Source organism: Nocardiopsis sp. NPDC006832 (assembly GCF_040635885.1).
Classification (GTDB): Bacteria; Actinomycetota; Actinomycetes; order Streptosporangiales; family Streptosporangiaceae; genus Nocardiopsis.
Genome location: NZ_JBEYLC010000007.1, coordinates 74,201 through 95,705, shown reverse-complemented (window position 1 = coordinate 95,705; position 21,505 = coordinate 74,201). Strand labels below are relative to the sequence as shown.

General features: G+C 69.0%; 18 protein-coding genes. 9 read left to right on the top strand and 9 right to left on the bottom strand.

Features of this window, described 5'->3' with window-relative positions:
* Positions 1-402: 402 nt before the first annotated feature.
* Positions 403-1,908 carry a hypothetical protein gene (locus ABZ717_RS05570; RefSeq protein WP_358506083.1) on the top strand — a complete coding sequence of 502 codons (1,506 nt, stop codon included), beginning with the start codon at positions 403-405 and terminating at the stop codon, positions 1,906-1,908.
* 149 nt (positions 1,909-2,057) lie between these two features.
* Here the strand turns inward: ABZ717_RS05570 and ABZ717_RS05565 are convergent, their stop codons facing one another.
* Together ABZ717_RS05565 and ABZ717_RS05560 are read right to left on the bottom strand one after the other, a co-directional pair.
* Positions 2,058-4,655, bottom strand: a complete 2,598-nt coding sequence (locus ABZ717_RS05565) for an FtsX-like permease family protein (RefSeq protein WP_358506080.1) — start codon at positions 4,653-4,655, stop codon at positions 2,058-2,060.
* Positions 4,656-4,661: 6 nt separating this feature from the next.
* Complete coding sequence (locus ABZ717_RS05560; RefSeq protein ID WP_358506216.1) at positions 4,662-5,420, bottom strand: ABC transporter ATP-binding protein; 759 nt, start codon at positions 5,418-5,420, stop codon at positions 4,662-4,664.
* A 499-nt stretch (positions 5,421-5,919) separates the two neighbouring features.
* Between ABZ717_RS05560 and ABZ717_RS05555 the strand changes: the two genes are divergently transcribed.
* Together ABZ717_RS05555 and ABZ717_RS05550 are read left to right on the top strand one after the other, a co-directional pair.
* A complete protein-coding gene (locus tag ABZ717_RS05555) occupies positions 5,920-7,110 on the top strand; it encodes an FAD-dependent oxidoreductase (RefSeq protein WP_358506077.1) in 1,191 nt (396 codons plus the stop codon).
* 10 nt (positions 7,111-7,120) lie between these two features.
* On the top strand, positions 7,121-8,056 hold the full coding sequence (locus tag ABZ717_RS05550) for a sigma-70 family RNA polymerase sigma factor (protein WP_358506074.1): 936 nt from the start codon (positions 7,121-7,123) through the stop codon (positions 8,054-8,056).
* 49 nt (positions 8,057-8,105) lie between these two features.
* Here ABZ717_RS05550 and ABZ717_RS05545 read toward each other — a convergent pair whose 3' ends face one another.
* Together ABZ717_RS05545 and glsA are read right to left on the bottom strand one after the other, a co-directional pair.
* Positions 8,106-9,209: an Rv2578c family radical SAM protein gene (locus ABZ717_RS05545; protein WP_358506071.1), complete on the bottom strand. Its 1,104-nt coding sequence runs from the start codon at positions 9,207-9,209 to the stop codon at positions 8,106-8,108.
* A gap of 244 nt (positions 9,210-9,453) precedes the next feature.
* Positions 9,454-10,725, bottom strand: coding sequence for a glutaminase A (gene glsA, locus ABZ717_RS05540; protein WP_358506068.1), 1,272 nt, complete (start codon positions 10,723-10,725; stop codon positions 9,454-9,456).
* A gap of 150 nt (positions 10,726-10,875) precedes the next feature.
* On the opposite strand from glsA, the gene ABZ717_RS05535 reads away from it, so the two are divergent.
* Complete coding sequence (locus ABZ717_RS05535) at positions 10,876-11,616, top strand: helix-turn-helix domain-containing protein (protein ID WP_358506066.1); 741 nt, start codon at positions 10,876-10,878, stop codon at positions 11,614-11,616.
* A gap of 151 nt (positions 11,617-11,767) precedes the next feature.
* On the opposite strand, the gene ABZ717_RS05530 is transcribed toward ABZ717_RS05535, so the two are convergent.
* A complete protein-coding gene (locus tag ABZ717_RS05530; RefSeq protein WP_358506063.1) occupies positions 11,768-12,076 on the bottom strand; it encodes a hypothetical protein in 309 nt (102 codons plus the stop codon).
* On the opposite strand from ABZ717_RS05530, the gene ABZ717_RS05525 reads away from it, so the two are divergent.
* The gene (locus ABZ717_RS05525; RefSeq protein ID WP_358506060.1) at positions 12,044-12,505 is read left to right on the top strand and encodes a hypothetical protein; all 462 of its coding nucleotides are present in this window, start codon (positions 12,044-12,046) and stop codon (positions 12,503-12,505) included. The two genes, ABZ717_RS05530 and ABZ717_RS05525, sit on opposite strands and share 33 nt — an antisense overlap.
* 118 nt (positions 12,506-12,623) lie before the next feature.
* Positions 12,624-13,079 (top strand): DUF6653 family protein, encoded by a 456-nt coding sequence (locus ABZ717_RS05520; protein ID WP_358506058.1) that lies wholly within the window; start codon positions 12,624-12,626, stop codon positions 13,077-13,079.
* Between the two features lie 21 nt (positions 13,080-13,100).
* Here the strand turns inward: ABZ717_RS05520 and ABZ717_RS05515 are convergent, their stop codons facing one another.
* Positions 13,101-13,727, bottom strand: coding sequence for a TetR/AcrR family transcriptional regulator (locus tag ABZ717_RS05515; protein WP_358506055.1), 627 nt, complete (start codon positions 13,725-13,727; stop codon positions 13,101-13,103).
* Positions 13,728-13,789: 62 nt separating this feature from the next.
* On the opposite strand from ABZ717_RS05515, the gene ABZ717_RS05510 reads away from it, so the two are divergent.
* On the top strand, positions 13,790-15,199 hold the full coding sequence (locus ABZ717_RS05510; protein ID WP_358506052.1) for an aldehyde dehydrogenase family protein: 1,410 nt from the start codon (positions 13,790-13,792) through the stop codon (positions 15,197-15,199).
* A gap of 106 nt (positions 15,200-15,305) precedes the next feature.
* On the opposite strand, the gene ABZ717_RS05505 is transcribed toward ABZ717_RS05510, so the two are convergent.
* The 3 genes from ABZ717_RS05505 to ABZ717_RS05495 all read right to left on the bottom strand — a co-directional run bounded on the left by ABZ717_RS05505 (position 15,306) and on the right by ABZ717_RS05495 (position 19,104).
* Complete coding sequence (locus tag ABZ717_RS05505; RefSeq protein WP_358506049.1) at positions 15,306-16,028, bottom strand: polysaccharide deacetylase family protein; 723 nt, start codon at positions 16,026-16,028, stop codon at positions 15,306-15,308.
* Between the two features lie 195 nt (positions 16,029-16,223).
* Positions 16,224-17,885, bottom strand: a complete 1,662-nt coding sequence (locus ABZ717_RS05500) for a polysaccharide deacetylase family protein (RefSeq protein ID WP_358506046.1) — start codon at positions 17,883-17,885, stop codon at positions 16,224-16,226.
* A 148-nt stretch (positions 17,886-18,033) separates the two neighbouring features.
* Complete coding sequence (locus ABZ717_RS05495) at positions 18,034-19,104, bottom strand: pyroglutamyl peptidase (protein WP_358506044.1); 1,071 nt, start codon at positions 19,102-19,104, stop codon at positions 18,034-18,036.
* 175 nt (positions 19,105-19,279) lie between these two features.
* On the opposite strand from ABZ717_RS05495, the gene ABZ717_RS05490 reads away from it, so the two are divergent.
* Both ABZ717_RS05490 and ABZ717_RS05485 read left to right on the top strand, forming a co-directional pair.
* Complete coding sequence (locus tag ABZ717_RS05490; protein WP_358506041.1) at positions 19,280-20,827, top strand: aldehyde dehydrogenase family protein; 1,548 nt, start codon at positions 19,280-19,282, stop codon at positions 20,825-20,827.
* 167 nt (positions 20,828-20,994) lie between these two features.
* Complete coding sequence (locus ABZ717_RS05485; protein ID WP_358506038.1) at positions 20,995-21,492, top strand: MarR family transcriptional regulator; 498 nt, start codon at positions 20,995-20,997, stop codon at positions 21,490-21,492.
* Positions 21,493-21,505: the final 13 nt, after the last annotated feature.

The following is a 21,505-nucleotide window of genomic DNA, read 5'->3' as shown; positions in this document are numbered from 1 at the left end:
CGGGCCGATCGCCGGGCTCTGTGGAATGGCCTCGCCGAGCGTGTTACGCGAAGGGTCGAAGGTGGCCTTGAAGCGGGTCGGGGCTTTCCAAGGCCCATCTTGGAAAGGGGTTTGGGTAGGAATCCCAGCTCTCACTGCGGTCAATAAGCTGGCATATCGATCCAAATCGAACCAATCGGGAAATGCCGACATTGTGAACCGGTGGGGCCAAACTCCACTCTCGGGCAAGTGTGGATTTGAGAGAAAGACCCACGAACTCGGTTTAGTTCGGCTAGCTTGAATGTCGACAAGAAAAAACCCGACCGGGTGCAATCAACACCAGGTCGGGTTTTGGTCGACGCCTGCGCAAACAGGTGTGTCGGCCGTGCCACCTACCTGTACGCACCAGGAAGGCGACTCGCCGTGAACTCTACCGCCTCGGCCCCCGCCACCACAGCCCAATCGCCGAATCCGCCCGGTCTTTCTCTGGCCCGCAAGCGTCGCAAGGGTGAGTTCGAGGGCATCGGCTTCATCCTCTCCCTGTGGGTTCAGCGGCTGTACCGCAAGGGGCGGCTGCCCACGGCCCGCTCGTTCCTGTTCCTGGTGGCCCTGGCCGAACTGGTGGACGTCGACGGCCGCTGGAGCTTCTGTTACCTGGAGAACCTGCCCGAACGCTGTAATGGGTTCCTCAGCGTCAGCAGCATCAAGCGGGCCATCGAGGACCTGATTGAGGCGGGTCTGATCCGCAAGTTGAGCCGTTCGGAGACGCTGGACTTCTTCGCCGCCGACATCGCCCGTGGCCGTTCCATCTACCGGCTGCCGTGCGTGCTGGAGGTCCTGGTCCCGGCCGAGGTCTACCCCGAGCCGGTTTTGGCCGAGATCAACGCCTGCCGGGAGAGCCTGGGGGAGGAGCCGCTCACCCCGCACAATCGTCCCCCTTTGAAGCGGATACCGAAGGCCGGGACCCGAGCTCAGAATGGGCTGGGCCCCAGCTCAGATCGAGCTACAGACTCTTTTGATGGCGACTGTTCGGGGAATGGGGTGGGTGGTTCCGTCCGTGGCAGCGAAACCACAGAGGAAGAAAATCGGCAAAGGCGGCAAAAGTCGGAAAACGGACCGCACGGAATCATCGATCGCATTCATGATCGGTTCCTGTCCGATCCGCAAGCCGACCGACAACAGCTCGGCGAAGCGGTGGACCACCTCCTGAGTCAAGGCCTGAGCGTGGGGCAGACGCGAGCCCTACTTTCGGGGCTCGATGGGGTGCGGCGGCCCTTCCCGGCCCTGATGATCCGAATGCGCAGTCTGCAAGCCGCCCACGCGTTCCTGGCCGGAACCCTGGGCAGGGGCATGGACGCTTCGGGGTCCTCGTGGGCGGGACCGCCCACGATTTGGCCGACCACCGGCGAGCCCGAACCCTTCGCCCTACCCGAACGGTTCCTGCTGGACAGCCAGGGCAAGGCCGACCAGACCTGCCCGGTGCACCAGAGCACCCGTAACGAACCCGGTGGCACCTGTGCGATCTGTGGCCGGCGGTGTCGGTCGGTGCCGAACGAACTCATGCACGATCCTCTGCCGGAAACGACCGCTCCATCCGAGGACCGGAGGTCCGCTCCCATCGCACTGAAAGCGGTACCGGAACTCCCCGCCGTCCCCGAGGAAGGGCTGGATCCGGCACTTCGAGCGCTCATCGCCGCCTCCTTGGAGAGGGCGGGCGGATCGGCTCCGCCGCCGCCCTCGGTACCCGACGCCGGCCCATGGAAGACCCTGGGCTCGGGCATCTCGCCCACGAGCCGGACCGTCCTCGACGGACTGCGCACGGAACTCGGCAAGGGGCGCGCCGAGGGCCTGGTCCCGCCACCACGAACGGCCCTGGATCTGACGACTGCGCGGGCGATGTGGGGTGTTCCGGAGTCGTCCGGGACATGATTGGTCCTCCACGATGACACCCGATGTAATCTACGAGGTAAAGGTGCCGGGTCGGTGGCGTCGCACGATCGTCCCCGGACATGCGAAGACCGGGGTGGCCACCTGGACGGTGGGGCCACCCCGGTCGGGTCACACGCTCCCGGTTCGGGTCACTGCGAGGCGAGCGCCCCGGTGATGGAGGTACGCGCCGCCCGGCGAGCGGGCAGCAGGGAGGCGACCAAACCGGCCACGATCGCGATGGCCAAGAACGTGGCCACCTGACCGATGGGGAACCCGAAGACGATGTTGGGCAGGGTCGCGGAGATGGCAGCCCAACCGAATACCACGCCGAGCAGGACACCGATGCCGGCACCGATCAGGCACAGCAGCACCGCCTCGACCCCCAACATGCGGCGCATTTGTGCCTTGTTCAAGCCCAGGGCCCGCAGGATCGCGGACTCGCGGGTGCGCTCCAGCACCGACAGCGCCATGGTGTTGGAGATACCGAACACCGCGATGATGATGGCCAGACCGAGCATCGCCGCGATCGCGTAGAAGGCGATGTCCAACATGTCCTCGAACTGCTGGCGCATCTCGCCCATGGACATGACGTTCAGGGTCGGGTGGTCGTCCACCGCGGAGTAGACGACCTCGCGCAGCTCCGAGGACGACGCGGAGTCACTGCCCCGGATCATGACGCTGGAGTCACCCGTGATCTCGGGAACCACCTGCTCGTAGTCGGCCGGGTCCAGGTTGACGCCGTAGAACATCCCGGTGTCCGCGACCACGGCAGCGATCTCGAACTCGTGTTCGGGATCGCCCAGGGAGATGGTGTCGCCGGCTTCGAGGGATCCTGCCCGCTCCTCGGTGATCAGCACGCTGCCCGGGCCGAAGTCGGTGAGGTCGCCCTTGACCACGTCGACCTCGACCTCCTCGCCCACGGTGGCGCCCACCACGGAGGACACCGGGACGGTTCCGTCGTCGTTGGTGATCCTGTCGTCATCGCTGTCCACGGAGTCGAAGCGATTGGCGAAGACCTGATCGATCTCCGAGCGCGCCGCCAGGTCCGAACGCACCGACTCGGGGATGGTGCTCAGGTCGGTGCCGCCGACCTCCTCGGAGGTCTCCTCCGTGCCTTCCTCCGCTGACTCGCCCCCCAGGTCCAGCATCGGCGAGAGCTGGTAGTCCACGGGGTACTTACCGTCCAACTCCTGGGCGATGCTCTCCTGCATGGTCGCGTTGATCACCGAGTATCCGGTGATGAGGGTGGCGCCCACGGTCAGGGCGATCATGGCGGTGGCGGCGCGGCGCGGGCTGCGGGTGGAGTTGTCCACCGCCAGCCTGCTCGGCACACCGACGTGACGCAACGGGACACCGATCAGACCCACGATGGCGCGCACCAGCAGGGGGCCGAGCACGACCACGCCCAGGAAGGCGACGATGGCGCCGACGGCCACGATCCACATCGCCGAGCTGTCGGGGTCGCCCTGCAGCCCCAGCGCCACGATCCCGCCGGAGACCAGGAACAACAGGATCCCCATGACCGCGCGCAGCTTGCCGGTGCCCTTCTCCATGCCGGCCGCGGTGGCGCTGGTGCTCAGCGCGGCCAACGGGGGCACTCGGGTGGCGCGCATGGCCGGGACCATCGCGGAGAACACGGTGATGGTCACGCCCACGGTCAGACCGATGATCACGGCGGTCGGGCTGATCACGGTGGCGACGTCCATGTCCTCACCCATGAGTGGGCCGACGAAGCGGAACCCCAGCATCCCGAGGCCGACTCCGGCCAGTACGCCCAAGGTCGAGGCCACCAGGCCGACCACGAAGGACTCGGTCAGCATGGAACGGAAGACCTGGCCGCGCTTGGCTCCCACGCAGCGCAGCAGGGCCATCTCTCGCTGGCGCTGGGCGACGAGGATCGCGAAGGTGTTGTAGATGACGATGCCCGCGACGAAGACGGCGATGAGCGCGAACAGCATCAGGCCGGTGCGGATCATATCGGCGCTCGCGCCGGCCTGAGCGGCCATCTCATCACCGAACTCGGTGGAGGTCTTCACGTCGGAGCCCTCACCGAGCACCCCGGCCACGGCGGTGGCGAGGTCCTCTTCGGAGGTCCCGTCGGCGGCCAGGGCGTCGATCTCGTGGTAGCCCTCGGCGCCGGTCACCGACGCGAAGGCCTCGGGGGTCAGGATGAAGGCTCCACGGTAGCTCAGCTCGGAGCCCACCCCCACGTCGAGCAGGCCGGTGACGGTGAACTCCTGCTCCTGCTGCTCGGCGTCGAGCACGGTGACCGAATCGCCCACCTCGAAACCGGTCTGGTCACTGATGGTGGTGGCCAGAACCATCTCGTCGTAGCTGTCGGGAAGTTCCCCCTCGGTGATCTCGTAGCGGGTCACCTCTTCCACGGCCATGGCCTCGGGAGGAACATGACTGAAGGCGCGTCCCTCGGCGTCCAGGAGCAGGCCGGGGCCTTGCCGAACTCCGTCGGCATCGGCGACCTCGGGCAGGTCCCGGATCTGGTCGAGCTGTTCTTGGGTGAAGGGCTCCGGATCCTCCCAGGTCCCGTCCTGGGCCTCCAAAGCCTCGGGGACGGCGATGGTGTCGACGCTGGAGGCCGACCCCATCACGGACTTCTCGTAGCTGGCCTTGAGGGTGTCGGCGAAGACCATGGTGCCGGAGATGAACATGACTCCGAGCAGGATGGCCAGGGTGGTGGTGACGTAGCGGGCCTTGTGCATGCGTAGGCCGGCCAGGGTGGTGCGCAACATGGTGGCTCAGGCCTCCAGCTTCAGCAGGCGCTCGGAGACCAGCTCGGCGGTGGGGTCGCTGACCTCGTCCACCAGACGCCCATCGCGCAGGAACACCACACGGTCGGCGTAGGAGGCGGCGACGGGGTCGTGGGTGACCATCACGATGGTCTGGTTCAGATCACGAGCCGAATCGCGCAGGAAGGTGAGGATCTCGGCGCCGGAGCGGGAGTCGAGGTTACCGGTGGGCTCGTCGGCGTAGACCACCTCGGGGGCGTTGAGCAGGGCACGGGCCACGGCCACGCGCTGTTGCTGGCCGCCGGAGAGCTTGGCGGGCAGGTGCCCGAGGCGATCGCGCAGCCCCACCACGTCGACGATGTGGTCGAAACGGGCGGGGTCGACCTTGCGCTTGGCGATCTGGGAGGGCAACAGGATGTTCTGCTCGGCGGTCAGCATCGGCAGCAGGTTGAAGGACTGGAAGATGAACCCGATCCGGTCCCGGCGCAGCAGGGTGAGGTCGCCATCGCGCATGCCGGTGATCTGGGTGCGCCCCAGGTGCACACTGCCGGAGGTCGGAACATCGAGCCCGGCCAGGCAGTGCATGAGGGTGGATTTACCGGACCCGGAGGGGCCCATGATCGCGGTGAAGGCACCGCGGTGGAAGTCGACGTCGACGCCGGCCAGGGCGTGGACCTGGGTGCCGCCGGTGTCGTAGGTCTTGGTCAGGGCCCGGGCCACCACGACCGGAGGGGCCTGGATGGGGGACTGGGGTTGTGCTGACGGCATGCTCACGGCGGGTGACTCCTGGATGGGACGGTGACTGGTCGACTCCGGTAGGGCGGACCTGAACCGGGCGTGTTCATCACGCTAGGTCCGCGAAGGTGCCCGAAACCTCCACCCACAGGCCGAACCGCTTGTCGGCCAAAGGCATGATGCGGGGCGGGTTCGCGACGCCTAAGTGGGGGAGGGCCCCCTACTTTCGTCGGGGGTTCCACCGGGGGCGCGTTCCGGTACGGACCCGGGCCCGGGTCCGTACCGGGGTGTGTGAGGTGGGTGTTCGGCGTGTGGCGGTCCCGTGGGCGTGAATCGGTGGGGGTGGCCGACGGGGAGCCGGGCTCGCTGGTCCCGGGCACTTCGATTTCGATTGTGAATCTACGTCGTCAAGGTGCTGGTTCGGATCTATTCACACCCTTAGAAGTCATGTGACTCAAGTCACGTCAAGACCCTGTCAGGAACACGCGAGCCGTCTCGTTCAAGGGGCACACGAACGGACAGGAGCAAGCTCATGCGACACCGCGTCATCGTCCTCGGGGCCGGCTACGCCGGAGCCGCCGCGACCGGATACCTCGCCCGTCACCTGCACCCCGACGACGTCCACATCACCGTCGTCAACGCCGAATCCGACTTCGTGGAACGAATGCGCCTGCACCAGGTCGCCGCCGGACGACCACCGCGTCGCCGCGGGCTCGCGGACATGTTCGCCGGCACCGGCGTCCACTTGAAGATCGCCCGGGTGACCGCTCTGGCCCCCGAGCGACGGACCGTCACCGTGGTGGGGGAGTCGGGCACCGAGGAACTGGAGTACGACACCCTGCTGTACACACTGGGCAGCACCATCGCCGACCACGGTGTGCCGGGAGTACGCGAACACGCCTTCCACGTCGCCGGACGGCCCGCCGCCGAACGGTTGCGGCAAAGGCTGGACACACTGGAGCCGGGCGGCCGAGTGCTCGTGGTGGGCGGCAACCTCACCGCGGTCGAGGCCGCCACCGAGATCGCCGAAGCCCACCCGCGGCTGCGGGTCGCCCTGGCCACCACCGGCGAGCCGGTCGGTTGGTCGGGCTCCCAGGCCCGAGACCACCTGGCCCGGGCCTTCGCCCGGTTCGGCATCGAGGTGCACGAACACACCACCATCACCAAGGTCGGAGAAGGGGAGGCCATCGCGGCCGATGGCCAGGTGTTCGAGACCGACGTGACCGTGTGGGCGGCCGGGTTCGCCGTCCACCCCATCGCCGCCGACAGCGGACTGGCGGTGGCCGCCGATGGTCGGATCAGCGTCGACCGGCGGATGCGCTCGGTCTCCCACCCCCAGATCCACGCCGCCGGAGACAGCGTCCACGCCATCGACGACCACGGTCGGCCGCTGCCGATGTCCTGCGCCTCGGCCGGATTCACCCGGATGCAGGCCACGTCCGCGATCATCGCCGAGCTGACCGGGACCGAACCCGCGAAGGTCCCGCTGTCCTACCTGGGCAACTGTGTCAGCCTCGGCTCCCGGGACGCGTTCTTCCAGGTGGTCGACGGCCGGGCCCGCCCCAAGACCTGGGCGCTGCGGGGATGGGCGGCCACCAGGGTCAAGTCGGCCGTGCTCCGCACCGTCGCCTGGAGCATGGGTCACCCCACCTTCGGGCTGCCCACACGCAGACGCCGGATCCGGCCGGTGTCCGTCGATACGGGGAAGGTGGTCGCCGACTAACGTGGCCTTCGTGGACACCGTCACCGTTGAACGGTTCGAGGCCAACCGCGACCGGTTGGCCTCCCTCGCCTATCGCCTGCTCGGCTCGGCCGCCGACGCCGAGGACACCGTCCAGGACGCCTACCTGCGTTGGCAGGCCTCCGACCCCGCTCGCATAGAGGTGCCCGAGGCGTGGCTGACCAAGGTGGTCACCAACCTCGCCCTGGACCGGCTCCGGTCCGCGCAGGTCAGGCGGGAACGCGCGGCCGGCGACTGGTTGCCCGAACCCCTGCTGGACGGAGACCCGATGCTGGGCCCGGCCCAGACCGTCGAACAACGCGAGTCGGTGACCCTGGCGGTGTTGCTGCTCATGGAGCGCCTCAGTCCGGTCGAACGCGCCGTCTACGTGCTGCGCGAGGCGTTCTCCTACAGTCACGCGGAGGTCGCCGACATCCTCGACATCACCGAGACCTCCAGTCAGCAGCATGTGCACCGTGCCCGGCGGCGGGTGGCCTCGGAGAGGGTCGCGGGGGAGGCCGACCGTTCGGCTGCGCGGCGCATCGTCGAGGCGTTCGTCGAGGCCGCGTCCTCGGGTAGGACCGAACGGTTGGTGGAGTTGTTGACCGACGACGCCACGGTGGTCAGCGAGGGTGCCGGTGTGGGCGGCAAGCTGATGCGCCGCACGGGTGTGGGACCGATCGCCGCGAACCTGCGGGCCGGTTTCAAACCGACCCCGGCCAAGCGCAGGCTCGTCGGTGGGTCGCCGTCGATCCACGCGGCCGTGGTCAACGGAACGCCCGCCATGGTCGCGGCGCTGGGGGACCGGGTCGTGGGTGTGGTGGCCCTGGGACTGCGGGAGGGCAAGGTCGTGAACCTGGTCGGTGTGTCCTCCCGGGGCCGGTTGGAACGCCTCAACGAACTCTGGCGTCGCGCCGAGCACGACGACCCGCTCATCGAACAGTGGTGACCCGGGTCCTTCGATGGCCGTTCCGCGCCGAGGCCGGTACACGGAGCGCTCACGCGGACGAGTATGCCCCGGTTCGGTCGGTGGGGGCGGGCAGGTCGAGGGGGAGTCGCCCGTCGGTGTCGGTCTCGGCGACGGGGGGCTCTCGGCCGGCGTCGCGGGGTGAGCCCGGGCGGTTCAGGCCGTGGCGGGCGGCGATCTCGCGTACCGCCGAGGTGACGATGCGCCGGTAGGAGGCGCGGGCGTAGGAACCGTTGCCGTACAGCTCCCGATACAGCGGTACCAGGCGCGGGTGTTCGCGTTCGAGCCAGGACCGATACCACTCGCGGGCGCCGGGGCGCAGGTGCAGCACGATCGGGGTCAGGCGTTGGGCTCCGGCCTCGGCGATGGCGGCGACGGTGCGTTCGATCTGCTCGACCGAGTCGGTCAGACCGGGCAGGATCGGCGCCATCAGCACCGAACACTTCAACCCTCGGTCGGCCAGTCGGCGCACCATGTCCAGGCGGGCCCGGGGCGCGGGGGTGCCCGGTTCCACGGTGCGCCAGACCTGTTCGTCGACCGAACCCACCGAGACCGCCAGCCCCACCTCGGTGACGCGGGCGGCCTGCTGGAGCAGGTCGGCGTCGCGCAGGATCAGGGTGCCCTTGGTGAGGATGGAGAAGGGGTTGGCGGCGTCGCGCAGCGCGGAGATGATCTGTGGCATGAGCCGGTAGTGGCCCTCGGCCCGCTGGTAGGGATCGGTGTTGGTGCCCATGGCGATGTGTTCGCCCCGCCAGGAGGAACGAGCCAGTTGGGCGCGCAACAGCTCACCGGCGTTGGTCTTGACCAGGATGCGGGTGTCGAAGTCCCGGCCGCTGTCCAGGTCCAGGTACTCGTGGGTGCGTCGGGCGAAGCAGTACACGCAGGCGTGCGCGCACCCCCGATACGGATTGATGGTCCACCGGAACATGGGGTCGGCGCCGGGGACGCGGTTGATGATGGAGCGGGCCCGGATCTCGATGGCGACCGGTTCGCCGTCCGCGCCCGCCTGGATGGGCGCGGGGGAGGGCGCGGTGAGCCCGGCCCGGCCGCTGCCTCGGGCCGGTGATGTGGTGGGTGCTTCGAACAGTGCGGTCTGTCCTGAGTCGCTGTCTTCTCGCAGGTTCTCCCAGCGCATGCCCTGATTCGAACATGTTTTCGAATGACTGTCCAGTCTTCCGACAGGGCAGGGATTCTCGCGGGGGAGAGGGCGGGCCGTCCACAGGCGCGAGGGGCCGAGGTGGCGCGGGAGGGTTCGCGTGGTGTCCCATTGATATGGGGGAGCCACGGTCTTCGCCCACTTCGCGCTGCCCACACCTCGAACGACCCCCGCCGCCCCACCACCCCGGGCACCTCGGCGGTTCCGCCGACTCCAGGCCCGGCTAGTCCAGGTGACGCGCCAGGTACGCGCTCGTCCAGCGCTGCATCCCACGTCCCTGAGCGTCCTGGAACCCCGGCATGGTCTCCTCGGGGTCGATCAGGATGAGGGTGTGGCCGGCGTCGATGAGTTTGGTCGCCATCGCCGCCGACGTGCGGCGCGCCACCGGCAGTACTTCGTCCACCCGACTCATGTCGAAGATGACCAGGTCGGTGGAGGGCGGGTTGTGGACCAGTTCGTGCACCAGCGCCTCGATGCTGCTCAGCACCATGTCGCCCTGGAGCACGTAGATGGTGGCAGGTTCACCCTCGACCGTCTCCTTTCGGATTTCGCGCAGCGCCGAACGCGCCGGCCGACCCGGTTCCATCAGGTGCAGCCCCAGGTCCTGCGAGAGCTTCTCCATCATCACCACGCCGCGGGCGCTGTTGCCGTGCTCGTCCAGCCGGGGTGAGAACGCCGCCACGCCCACCTGCCCGGGAAGTACCCCGATGATGCCGCCGGCCACGCCGCTCTTGGCGGGGATGCCCACCGAGGTGAGCCAGTCCCCGGCCGCGTCGTACATGCCGCAGGTGGTCATCACGCTCAGCAGGTGCCGGGTGGTCTCCCGGCCGAACAGTGACCGGCCGGTGTTGGGCTGGACCCCGCCGTTGGCCAGGGTCGAGGCCATCAGGGCCAGGTCGCGCACGGTGACCGAGGCCGAACACTGGCGGATGTATCCCTCCACGGTGGCGGCGGGGTCCTTGGACAAGCGTTCCGAGGTGTGCAGCAGGTAGGCCAGACCGAGGTTGCGGTCGCCGGTCGCCAGTTCGGAGGCGGCCAACGACTCGTCGATCACGATCGGCCGCTGGGTGAGTTCGGAGTAGAGCGCGAGCAACCGGTCCACCGCCGGCGCCGGTTCGTCGTGGATGAGCGCGTGGGTGGCGATGGCCCCGGCGTTGATCATCGGGTTGCGCGGTTTGCCGGTCTCGGGGTCCAACGAGAGTTCGTTGAAGGCCTCGCCACTGGGCTCCACACCGACACGGTCGAGGATGTCGTCCAGTCCGCGGTCCTCGATGGCCAGCGCGTAGGCGAACGGTTTGGACATCGACTGGATGCTGAACTCATGGTCGGCCTCTCCGCTCGTGTACACGGTGCCGTTGACCGTGCACAGGGCCACCGCCACGCGGTCGGGGTCGGCGGCGGCGAGTTCGGGGATGTAGTCGGCCGGGGCCCCGGAATCGACGTGGGCGGTCTGGGCGATGATGTCGTCCAGGTAGTCCATGATCGGTGAGCGCATCGGGTTCCCCTCGTGGACGCTGTGCCGTGGAGGCACCCTTGGCCGACGAGCCCCACGGTAACCACGATCGTGCCCGCGCCCGGCCCGACATGCGCGAACACCCCTTCGGCGCAGCGGCGGCGGTACGGTCGAGGCGAGGAGGCGACGGCGATGGGCGACTACCGGGCATGGCGCGGTCCCCGCACGGGGGCGACGCTGTGGCGGCTTCGGACCGGCCCGGACGACGTGCGCGTCCTGCCCGACGCCGTCATGGACCTGATGTGGTTCAACGGTCGCTTCCGGTTCGCCGGCGCGGACACCACCGCCATGCTCTCTCCGGGCGAGGACGGTGCGGTGACCTGGGGACTGAGACTGGCCCCCGGCGTGGCGTATTCGCTGTTGGGCATCCCCGCCTGGGAGATGACCGATCGGCGCTTGGAGTTGGAGGAGCTGACCACGATCCCGCCCCGAATCAGGGAAAGCGCTTACCTAAATCCGGCCGCAGCACTGGAGAATCTCTACGTGGAGCTGTGGCGGCGGGCCGAACCCGATCCGGCCGTTCTGGGGCTGGCGGCGTCGCTGGACCGCTTCGCCCGGGCCGGGCTCGGCGTCCCCGACCTCGCGTACCGGCACGAGATGTCCGAACGTACCCTGCGCCGCCTGGGCGACCGCGTCTTCGGGTACGGACCCAAGACCCTGACCACCATCCACCGTTTCCAGCACGCGCTCCACCTGGCACGTTCCGGCACATCGTTGGCCCAGGCGTCGACCGCGGCCGGCTACGCCGACCAGTCCCACTTGAACCGCGACGTGCGACGCCTGGCCGGAACGACCCCCGGAGACCTCCTGGGCCGAGGCCGGCCGATTCCTTCAAGACGATCGGCTCCGCGCATGACACCGTCGACGGCATGAGCATCGACATCGACCGGGCCACCTCGTTCATGACGGCCCACGCACGTGTGTTGGATCGGCGCCGCTTCGCCCTGCTCACCGGCGAGGCCACCGAGCGCGACCGGCGGGCCGTCCTCGCCGCGCTGGAGGGCTACCGCAACGACGACGGCGGCTACGGCTGGGGGATCGAGCCGGATCTGCGCGCCCCCGAGAGCCAACCGGCCGGCGCCCTGCACGCACTGGAGGCCATCGCCGAAGCCGGACCCACCACCACGCCCGCGACCCTCGGGTTGCTCGACTGGCTGGACTCGGTGACCCTGCCCGACGGCGGCCTGCCCTTCGCGTTGCCCGTCGCCGATCCGACCGCGTGCGCGCCCTTCTGGGCCCAGGCCGACCCCCGGGTGTCGTCGTTGCAGATCACCGCGGCGGTCGCGGCCAGGCCCTCCGCGTGGGGCGATTCGACGCCGAGGCGAGGACGCATCCCTGGACCGCGCGAGCGACGAGGTACTGCCTGGACGCGATCGCCCGAATCGAGGAGGCCCCGTTCGCCTACGTCCTGTTATTCGCGCTGGGGTTCCTCGACGCCGCCGCGGACACACATCCCCAGGCGCGTGAGCAGCGGGCGCGCCTGGCACGGTTCGTTCCCGCCGATGGGGCGCTCCCGGTCGAGGGAGGCACCGAGGGTGAGACGCTCCACCTGCTGGACCTGGCGCCCTTGCCCGAACACCCGATGCGCGATGTCGTCGACGCCGCCGCCGTCACCCGTGACCTGGACCGTTTGGAGCGGGGCCGGCGCCCAGACGGGGGTTGGGCCGTCGACTTTTCGAGTCACTCCGAAGCCGCGGCCCTGGAGTGGCGCGGGTACACGACCGTCTCCGCGGTGGCCGTTCTTCGCGCCAACGGCCGATGAGGCGCGAGGTCGCCTGAGGGCTCATCCCGGGAGTGGGGCGGTAGGGCCGGGGAGGGGAGTTGAACCGTTTCCGCTCTGGGGATAGCGTCCGTGGTTCGCGAGAGGGAGCGCAGCGCACATGAGCAAGACTTCCCCGGGTGGCGGGTTCGCTCGGATCAGGCGGGCGGTGTTCGCCCGCCACTCGAATCCGTGGAGTGCCTGGAGCCGGTGGGCCACCATCCCGCTGGTCCTGCTCCCCGTCTGGACGCGCAGTCGAGGACAGGCCGCCGCGGTGGCCGTCTGGTTCGCCCTCAATCCGGTGATCTTCCCCCGGCCCGCCCATGAGCGGGCGTGGTCGACGCGGGCGATGCTCGGTGAGGAGCGGTGGATGCTGGAGCGGCCCCGGGACGCGGCCCTGGCCGTCAACGTCGCGGCCACGGCGGCGGCCGTGGTCGCGTTGATCGGGGCGAGGTACCGTCGCCCGTTGCCCACGGGGGTGGCCTGTGCGGCGCAGATGGCGCTCACGCTCGTGTACTGGGAGCAGATGGTCCGCTACCACGACCGCTCGCCGCGACGGGGAGAGCCCGTGCGGTGAGGGCCTCGAAGAGTCCTCGTCTCAGGGGCGATGGCCCAGGGCGCGCAGGAGATAGGGCAGGAGGCGGTCGGCGATGTCGTCGCCGTGGTCACGGCCGTCGTCGTCCGGTAGGAGGAAGGTGTGGCTGACCATGGGGCCGATGACCATCTCGGCGACGACCGGTGGGTCCTCCACCGGTGGGATCTCCTCGCGCAGCACACCGCGCTCCAGCAGGGCCAGGACCCGGTTTTGCAGGGGCAGGATGAACGCGTCGTAGAGGACGTCGGCCAGGGCACGGTTGTGGGCGGCCTCGCCCAGGATGGCGCGCAACAGCAACCCGGAGGGGCCCTGGAGCGCGGCGGCCTTGTCGTGCAGCAGGGCGCCGAGGTCGCCGGGCAGGGTGCCGGTGTCGTGGTCGGGCCCCAGGTCCTCGGCCCAGGCCTGTGCGGCTCCCACGACCAGGTCCTGTTTGGAACTCCAGCGCCGGTAGAGGGTGGCGGTGGAGACACCGGCGCGTCGTGCGACGGCGGCGGTGGTCAGGCCGCTGTAGCCGTTGAGTCGGAGTTCGGTGAGGGTGGCGTCCATCAGCGCGCGGTCCCGGCCGGCGTCGCGGGGCCTCCCTCGGGGGGCGACCGGTGCGGTCGTGTCGGGCAGATGGTCCGTCGTCATGGGATGAATCCTAGTGGCCGGCACCTGGTAAAAACGAAACGTTTTCGTTTAGTATCCAGGGCATGGCTGACACCGAGACTCCCCAACCCCTGACGTTGACCACCGAGATCCCGCCTGTGGTCGCGCGTCTTCGGTCCACCTTCGACAGCGGCCGGACCAAGCCGATCTCCTGGCGAAGGGCCCAGCTGCGGGCGTTGCGCCGGATGCTCACCGAGGAGCGTCCCACCTGGGACAAGGCCCTGAAGGACGATCTGGGCAAGCCCTCCCTGGAGGCGCACACCACCGAGATCGGGTACGTGGTCAATGAGATCGACCACATTCTGAAGAACCTGGCATCGTGGCTGCGGCCCAAGCGGGTGGGGGTGCCGATGGCGCTGGCACCGGCCAAGGCGCGATGGGTGCGTGAGCCGTTGGGCATGGTGCTGATCATCAGCCCGTGGAACTATCCACTGAACCTGGCGTTGGCGCCGTTGGCCGGCGCCATCGCGGCGGGTAACAGCGCGGTGATCAAACCCAGCGAGCTGGCCCCGGCCACCTCCGGCGCGCTCGCCGAGTTGGTGCCGCGCTACCTGGACACCGAGGCCGTGGCCGTGGTCGAGGGCGGGGTGCCCGAGAGCACCGCCCTGCTGGAGGAGCGGTTCGACCACATCTTCTACACCGGCAACGCGGCGGTGGCGCGGATCGTGATGGCGTCCGCGGTCAAGCACCTGACACCGGTGACGTTGGAGCTCGGCGGCAAGAGCCCGGCGGTGGTGGAGCCGGGCGTGGACCTGGCCACCACGGCTCGGCGTCTGGTCTGGGGCAAGTTCACCAACGCGGGCCAGACCTGTGTGGCTCCGGACTACGTGTTGGCCATCGGCGACACCGCGCGAGGGCTCCAGCGTGAGTTGGCGACGGCGATCACCGAGATGTTCGGCTCCGACCCCAAGACGAGCCCCGACTACGGGCGCATCGTCAACGAGCGGCACTTCGACCGGCTCAGCGCGTTGTTGGACAGTGGTGAGGTCGTCGCCGGTGGACGCGCCGATCGTGATTCGCTGTACATGGAGCCCACGGTGTTGGGCGGTGTGGACCCCGACAGCCCGGTGATGGCAGAGGAGATTTTCGGTCCGATCCTGCCGGTGCTCACGGTCCCGGACCTGGACGCGGCGATCCGGTTCGTCAATGAGCGGGACAAGCCGTTGGCGCTGTACGGGTTCACCGACTCAGAGGTCACCAAGCGACGGTTGATCACCGAGACGTCCTCGGGCGGGGTCGCGTTCGGGTTGCCGATCGCGCACCTGGCCGTGCCGGACCTGCCCTTCGGCGGTGTGGGTGAGAGCGGGATGGGCGCCTACCACGCCGAGGCCTCCATCGACACGTTCTCGCACGTCAAGCCGGTGTTGGACAAGTCGTTGGCGCTGGACACGATGAAGCTGGCCTACGCCCCGATCACGGAGTTCAAGGAGAAGCTGATGCGTCGGATGGTGTGAGGTGGCGCCGGTATCGCGAAGGGCGGCCGGGCGGTCCGAACACGAGGGCGATCCTCCGCGTGTTCGGACCGCGGTGCGTTACCCCTCACGGTTCCGCCCCGCCCGGTCAACCCAGGGAACGGGCGTCGGAGTAGGCGGTGCCGGCCTCGACCTCGGAGCCCATCATCTCGTCGACGGTCACGAACTCGTAGCCGTCCTCGGAGAGGGTCTCCAGCACGTCGGGGATGGCCTCGACGGTGGTCTCGTGGATGTCGTGGAAGAGCAGGACGCTGCCCTCGTCGGTCTCCTCTTCGGCGATGTCCACGGTGGTCTCGGGGTCGCGGTGCTGCCAGTCCAGGGTGTCGACGTCCCACAGGAGCATGGGCTTGTCGATGGTCTCGCGGGCGGTGTCGCTGAGGGAGCCGTAGGGCGGGCGCATGGTGGTGGGCGTCTGACCGGTGACGTCCTTGATGGCCTTGTCGGTGCGCTGGAGGTCGTCCTTGATCTTGCTCGCCGACAGGGTGGCCAGGTCGGCGTGGTCCCAGGTGTGGTTGCCGACCTCGTGGTCTTCCCGGACCATGCGCTCGACCTCCTCGGTGTGGGAGTCGAGTTTGGAGCCCAGGACGTAGAAGGTGGCCTTGGCGTCGTTCTCGTCGAGGATGTCGAGGAGTTCGTCGGTGTGCTCACCGGGGCCGTCGTCGAAGGTCAGGGCCACGCACTTGACGTCGGCGCAGTCGGGTCGGGGGCGTTCGGTGTCCGCGGCCGCGGGGAGCGTGGTCAGGGTCAAGAGCCCGGTGGTGGCCAATACCCCGCCAGCGGCGGCCTTACGCATCAAAGAGGTAACGTTCACGCGTCGAAATGTATGCGAAGTTTCGGGTGGGGGCAAAGGTAAGCCCAGTTCAGAGCCTCGAAGTGAGCAAGGACTCCTCGCTCCGTCAGGGGGATGGAACGAGGGTCGCGCCGTGCCCCAGGGGATGCGGGGGCCGGATGGCACACGCAGAAGGGGCCGGGGCGTCGTCCACGCCCCGGCCCCTTCTACCCCCGATCAATTCAGTCGGGCGTCGGTGATGACCTCGCCCGCCTTCATATCGTTCAATCCGAACAGGTCCTTGACCGTCACGAAGTGGTAGCCCTCCTCGTGCAGGCCCGCCAGGACCTTCGGGATGGCGTCCACGGTGGACTTGTGGATGTCGTGGAAGAGCACCACGCTGCCCGCCTGGGTCTCGTCCAGGGCGTGCTTGGACACGGCCTTGGTGTCGCGGCTCTCCCAGTCCATGGTGTCCACGTCCCACAGGATGAGCGGATGCCCGGTGGCGCTGCGCACGGTGGCGTTGAGCGAGCCGTAGGGCGGGCGCATGGTCACCGGGGCCTCGCCGGTGATCTCCTCGATGGCGTCGTCGGTGCGCTGTAGGTCCTTTCGGATGGCGTCGTCGGACATGGTGGCCAGATCGTCGTGCTTCCAGGTGTGATTGGCGACCTCGTGTCCTTCGGCGGCGGTGCGCTCGACCACGTCGGGGAACTCGCCCACCAACGAGCCCAGGACGTAGAAGGTGGCCTTGGCCTGGTAGTCGTCCAGGCTGTCCAGCAGCGCCTCGGTGTGCTCACCGGGGCCGTCGTCGAAGGTCAGGGCCACACATTTGGCCTGGGCACAGTCCAAGGTGGTGCCTTCGGTGGTGGCCTCGGGCCCCAGGTCCAGGCTCTCGGTCGAGGCGTTGCCGTGGACGGCGGCGTCCCGGGCCTGGTAGCCCAGTTCGGACAGTGTCTCCTCGGCCACCTCGGGTTCGATGGGAACCAGGACCTCGTCGTCGTTGCCGGACCCGGGCACCTGGTCGGGGGCCATGCGTACGGCCAGGCCGCCGGCGGTGCTGAAGGCCAGGTCGGCCAGTGGCGAGTGAGCCCAGGCATCGGCCACCTCTTGGGCCTGGTCGGGGTCGGTGAGGTCGGCCTCCCCCGGAGGCAGGGCCGCACGCTCGTCCCCGTCGGAGTCGTCGGTGTCATCGGAACGGTCGGAGCCGTCCTCGTCCTCGGAGTCCTTGGATTGGTCGGAGGAGTCGGCGGGCGCCGGTTGCTCCTTGGTGTCGCGGCCCTCCTCCTCTTGGGTCTGGCTCTCCTGGCCCTGCTGTTCGGTGGCCAGGGACTCGGCGTAGGCGGCGACCTCGCCGAGCGGGTCGGGCAGTTCCTCGTCGGTCAGTTCGTACTCCTCCCGCAGGACATCGATCAGGTTCACGTGTGCCTGGGCCAGGGCCTGTTCGTCACGGAACAGGGAGGTCCAGGGCAACACCTGCCCGCCATGGGCGTCGTACCACAGCGTGGAGGACTCTGGGCCCTGCGCGGTGGAGTCGACGACGTTGAGGCGTAGGCCGATGACGTCGGCGGAAGCGGCCAACAGTTCGGTGTCCTGGTTCAGCTCGGGGGCGCGCCCCTCGGGTGCCTCTTCCAGGAAGGCGGTCTGGCGTTCGGCCATGGCGGTGCGCACTTGGATCGAAAGCGGGTGCGACTCACCCAGTACCGGATACCGGTAGCTCACCGTGTTGTGGTCGGTTTCCACGGACACGGTGCGCGTGTGCAGGTCCGGTAGGTCGGCGGAGATGAATCCGATGGCTTCGGCGTAGGGATCGGTCGTGTCCGCCGCCTGGCAGCCGGGGAGCAGAAGCAGCCCCAGGGCGCTACAGACGGTGACTTTTCGTTGCAGTGAGGTGACAACCACGGGTGGACCATATCGAAGGAGGGGGGTCCTGGGTGGGACGCAGCGCGACCTTGCCATTTCAAAGAGTAATAAATCGCCCCATCGTGGGTGGAATGCGAAGTTCGGGGCTCGACACGCGGCCGGGCGCGTCGGGCCCCGAAGGAAGGCTCTACTCCGTCACCGCCGCGGCCACGAGCAGGCGCAACTGTTCCACCATCGGCACGTGCTCGTCCGGGCGGGTGGTCCGCGGCAGGTGCACGTGACCCGAACGCGCCCCGGTGCCGGTCCGATCACGCAACACGGTGTTGCGGTAGGCGATCTCGTTGGACAGGTAGTCCCCGCCGCCTCCGGCCCGGGCGGCAGAGCCCTCGCTCGGTCCCTGGGGGCGCCTCACCTCTTCGTCCCCGTCCGCCGCCACCTCGACGATCTCGGTGTTGGCCATCACGGTGAAGGGGCCCGAGGCCGCCTCCACCATGCGCTCCACCGGCAGGGACGAACGCGTCCACTGGGGGCCCGGCCCCTCGGGTAGCGGGATCTGCCCGGTGCGACCCACACCGACGTTGTCCAGGCCCCCTCCGCGCCAGGCGCCGTTGAACACCTCCAGGTCGAAGCGGTCGGGGCGACCACGGCTCAGGGTCAGTGCGGCGTCGACGACACCGTGCCGGGTGGCCAGGGCGTCCTCCACCAGGCCGTGGGCGAAGTCGTCCCAACGCACCGGGAACAGCGCCGAGCGCACCACCGCGGTGCGCTCGCCCACGGGGAAGGTCCAGCCGTGCAGGGCCAGGGCGGCGGCCCCGGAGGGGTTGGAGCACTCCAGGTCCTCCTCCAGTCCGAAGGGGTCGAAACCGGTCACGACCACGCGCACCCACCGGTCTCCCGGTGGGAATTCCAGGTCGGTGATGCCGCGGGAGGTGCGTTCCCACAGGCGCAGGAGTTCGGCGTGCTCGTCCGGGCTCAGATCGAAGGACGGACTCCAGGCGCGTAGGCGCGCCGAGAGGGTGAGCCTGGCCCAGTACAGGGGGCGGTCGTCCACGGGGCCGTTGATGGAGGTGCGGGTGGCCTCCGTCCACAGGCGGGAGGCGTGGGAGGTGACCACCTCCCGGACCTGTTCGTAGGTGGTGGAGTCGCGCAGGTCGGCGTTGAAGAGAGGATCGGCGGCGTCGAATCCGGACCGGGCCAGCGACCTGCGGGGGAAGGGCAGGCGGGCGCGGTCCTCTTCGAGGGTGGTGGCAGGGTGCACGGGGTGGTCTGTCCGAGTCGGGGATGGGCCCGCCGAGTCTAACGTTCACCGGTGACGAAAAAGCCGTGAAGGCCCGTGGGGCGGGGCGAGAGTGACGATGGGTCTGGTTTGTGGGGCGCGGAGTTGGCAAGGTGTGAGGTGTCCGTCGTCCCTCTCAACGGAGAGAGCAAAACTGATGACCAACGGTTCCCTACCCGAAACGCAGGTCCTCGCCGAACGCGCGCGGACCGCTTTGGAACGGTGCGGTGTGACCCATCTGCCCGAGCCGGTCGGGGCGAGCGGGAGTGCCCGCACACCGATCACCGGGCAGGACCTGTTCGACGTGGAGTTCGATACCCCCCAAAGCGCCGAACGGGCCGTGGCCGAGGCCGCCGAGACCTTCGCCTCCACCTGGCGTGACACCCCCGCGCCCCGGCGCGGAGAACTGGTGCACCGTCTGGGCGAGTTGCTGCGCGAACACAAGGGGGACCTGGCCGAGCTGGTGACCATCGAGGCGGGCAAGATCCGCTCCGAGGCGCTGGGCGAGGTGCAGGAGATGATCGACATCTGCGACTTCGCGGTGGGGTTGTCACGCCAGTTGTACGGGCGCACCATGCCCTCGGAGCGTCCCGGGCACCGGCTGATGGAGACCTGGCACCCCTTGGGGGTGGTCGGGGTGATCACCGCCTTCAACTTCCCGGTGGCGGTGTGGTCGTGGAATACCTGTGTGGCCCTGGTGTGCGGTGACACGGTGGTGTGGAAGCCCTCGGAGACGGCCTCGCTGACGGGGTTGGCCTGCCACGGGTTGTTGATGCGCGCGGCCGCGGACGTGGGCGCCCCGGAAGGGGTGCACCGGGTGGTGCTGGGCGGCGCCGAGGTGGGTTCGGTGCTGGTGGAGGACGCCCGGGTGGCGTTGGTGTCGGCGACCGGGTCCACGGCGATGGGTCGCGCGGTGGCGCCGAAGGTGGCGGCTCGGATGGGTCGGTACCTGTTGGAGCTGGGGGGTAACAACGCCGCGGTGGTGGCGCCCTCGGCCGACCTGGACCTGGTGGTGCGCGGCAGCGTGTTCTCCGCCGCGGGCACGGCCGGTCAAAGGTGTACGACGCTGCGCCGGCTGATCGTGCACGAGGACGTGGTGGAGGCGGTGTGTGAGCGGGTGGTGGACGCCTACGCCCAGCTGCGCGACCGGATCGGTGACCCCTATCAGGAATCGACCCTGGTGGGGCCGTTGGTGGGCGAGCGCGGTCACAAGGCGATGGTCTCGGCGCTGGAGCGGGCCCAGGGCGATGGTGGGCGGGTGCTGGTGGGCGGTGGACGCCGGTTGGAGGAGGAGGCCGGTGACGCCTTCTACGTGGAGCCGGCCGTGGTGCGCATGCCGTCCCAGACCGAGGTGGTGCGGGAGGAGACCTTCGCGCCGATCCTGTACGTGATGTCCTACCGCACCTTCGAGGAGGCGGTGGAGCTGCACAACGGGGTGCCGCAGGGGTTGAGCTCGGCGATCTTCACCCAGGACCAGGCCGAGGCCGAGCGTTTCCTGTCGGCGGCAGGGTCGGACTGCGGGATCGTCAACGTCAACATCGGTACCTCGGGGGCCGAGATCGGTGGGGCCTTCGGTGGCGAGAAGGACACCGGTGGGGGACGGGAGTCGGGTTCGGACTCGTGGAAGGCGTACATGAGGCGGGCCACCAACACCGTCAACTACGGCGGTGAGCTGCCCTTGGCCCAGGGCGTGGAGTTCTTGTGAGGTGATCGGCGGAGCCCGTGCCCCCAGGGGTGCGGGCCCCGCCGGGGCGCCCGTTCTCGGCCGGGCGAGGACACCGACCAAAATAGTCGCGCCCAATAGTGTTGTGCACAACCGAATTCTGTTAGCGTGGCCGACGAACGCCGAGACGCGCATCGTGGGGAGGGGACATGGCCGGCACCGAGGAGGGGGACCCCCTCGCTCTGGACAACCAGCTGTGCTTCGCCCTCTACACCGCCTCCCGGGCCCTGACCGGGCTCTACCGGGAGATCCTGACCGAGCTGGAGCTGACCTACCCGCAGTACCTGGTGATGCTGGTGCTGTGGGAACGGGGGACGTTGCCGGTCAAGGAACTGGGGCTGGCGTTGAGCCTGGACACCGGTACGCTCTCGCCCCTGCTGCGTCGGATGGAGGGGGCGGGGCTGCTCACCCGCAGACGCGGACCCGAGGACGAACGCATCGTCCACGTGGCTCTCACCGATGAGGGCGAGCGCCTACGAGAGCGCGCAGAGGGGATTCCCCCTCGTGTCCTGTGCGCCACCGACCTGCCCGAGGGCAAGGTCGAGGACCTGCGTGCGCTACTCGACCACGTCACCCGTTCGGTGACCGCCCAGGCGGGGCACCGAACCACATCGCGAACGGGGCCGAGCGAGCGGCTCGACCCCTGAGGAAGGGACAAGT

Coding starts and splice junctions, on each gene's coding strand:
- ABZ717_RS05565 (WP_358506080.1), bottom strand. CDS start 4,655: ATGTTGCGCACCACCCTGGCCGGCCTACGCATGCACAAGGCCCGCTAC.
- ABZ717_RS05560 (WP_358506216.1), bottom strand. CDS start 5,420: ATGCCGTCAGCACAACCCCAGTCCCCCATCCAGGCCCCTCCGGTCGTG.
- ABZ717_RS05555 (WP_358506077.1), top strand. CDS start 5,920: ATGCGACACCGCGTCATCGTCCTCGGGGCCGGCTACGCCGGAGCCGCC.
- ABZ717_RS05545 (WP_358506071.1), bottom strand. CDS start 9,209: ATGCGCTGGGAGAACCTGCGAGAAGACAGCGACTCAGGACAGACCGCA.
- glsA (WP_358506068.1), bottom strand. CDS start 10,725: ATGCGCTCACCGATCATGGACTACCTGGACGACATCATCGCCCAGACC.
- ABZ717_RS05535 (WP_358506066.1), top strand. CDS start 10,876: ATGGGCGACTACCGGGCATGGCGCGGTCCCCGCACGGGGGCGACGCTG.
- ABZ717_RS05530 (WP_358506063.1), bottom strand. CDS start 12,076: ATGCGTCCTCGCCTCGGCGTCGAATCGCCCCACGCGGAGGGCCTGGCC.
- ABZ717_RS05520 (WP_358506058.1), top strand. CDS start 12,624: ATGAGCAAGACTTCCCCGGGTGGCGGGTTCGCTCGGATCAGGCGGGCG.
- ABZ717_RS05515 (WP_358506055.1), bottom strand. CDS start 13,727: ATGACGACGGACCATCTGCCCGACACGACCGCACCGGTCGCCCCCCGA.
- ABZ717_RS05510 (WP_358506052.1), top strand. CDS start 13,790: ATGGCTGACACCGAGACTCCCCAACCCCTGACGTTGACCACCGAGATC.
- ABZ717_RS05490 (WP_358506041.1), top strand. CDS start 19,280: ATGACCAACGGTTCCCTACCCGAAACGCAGGTCCTCGCCGAACGCGCG.
- ABZ717_RS05485 (WP_358506038.1), top strand. CDS start 20,995: ATGGCCGGCACCGAGGAGGGGGACCCCCTCGCTCTGGACAACCAGCTG.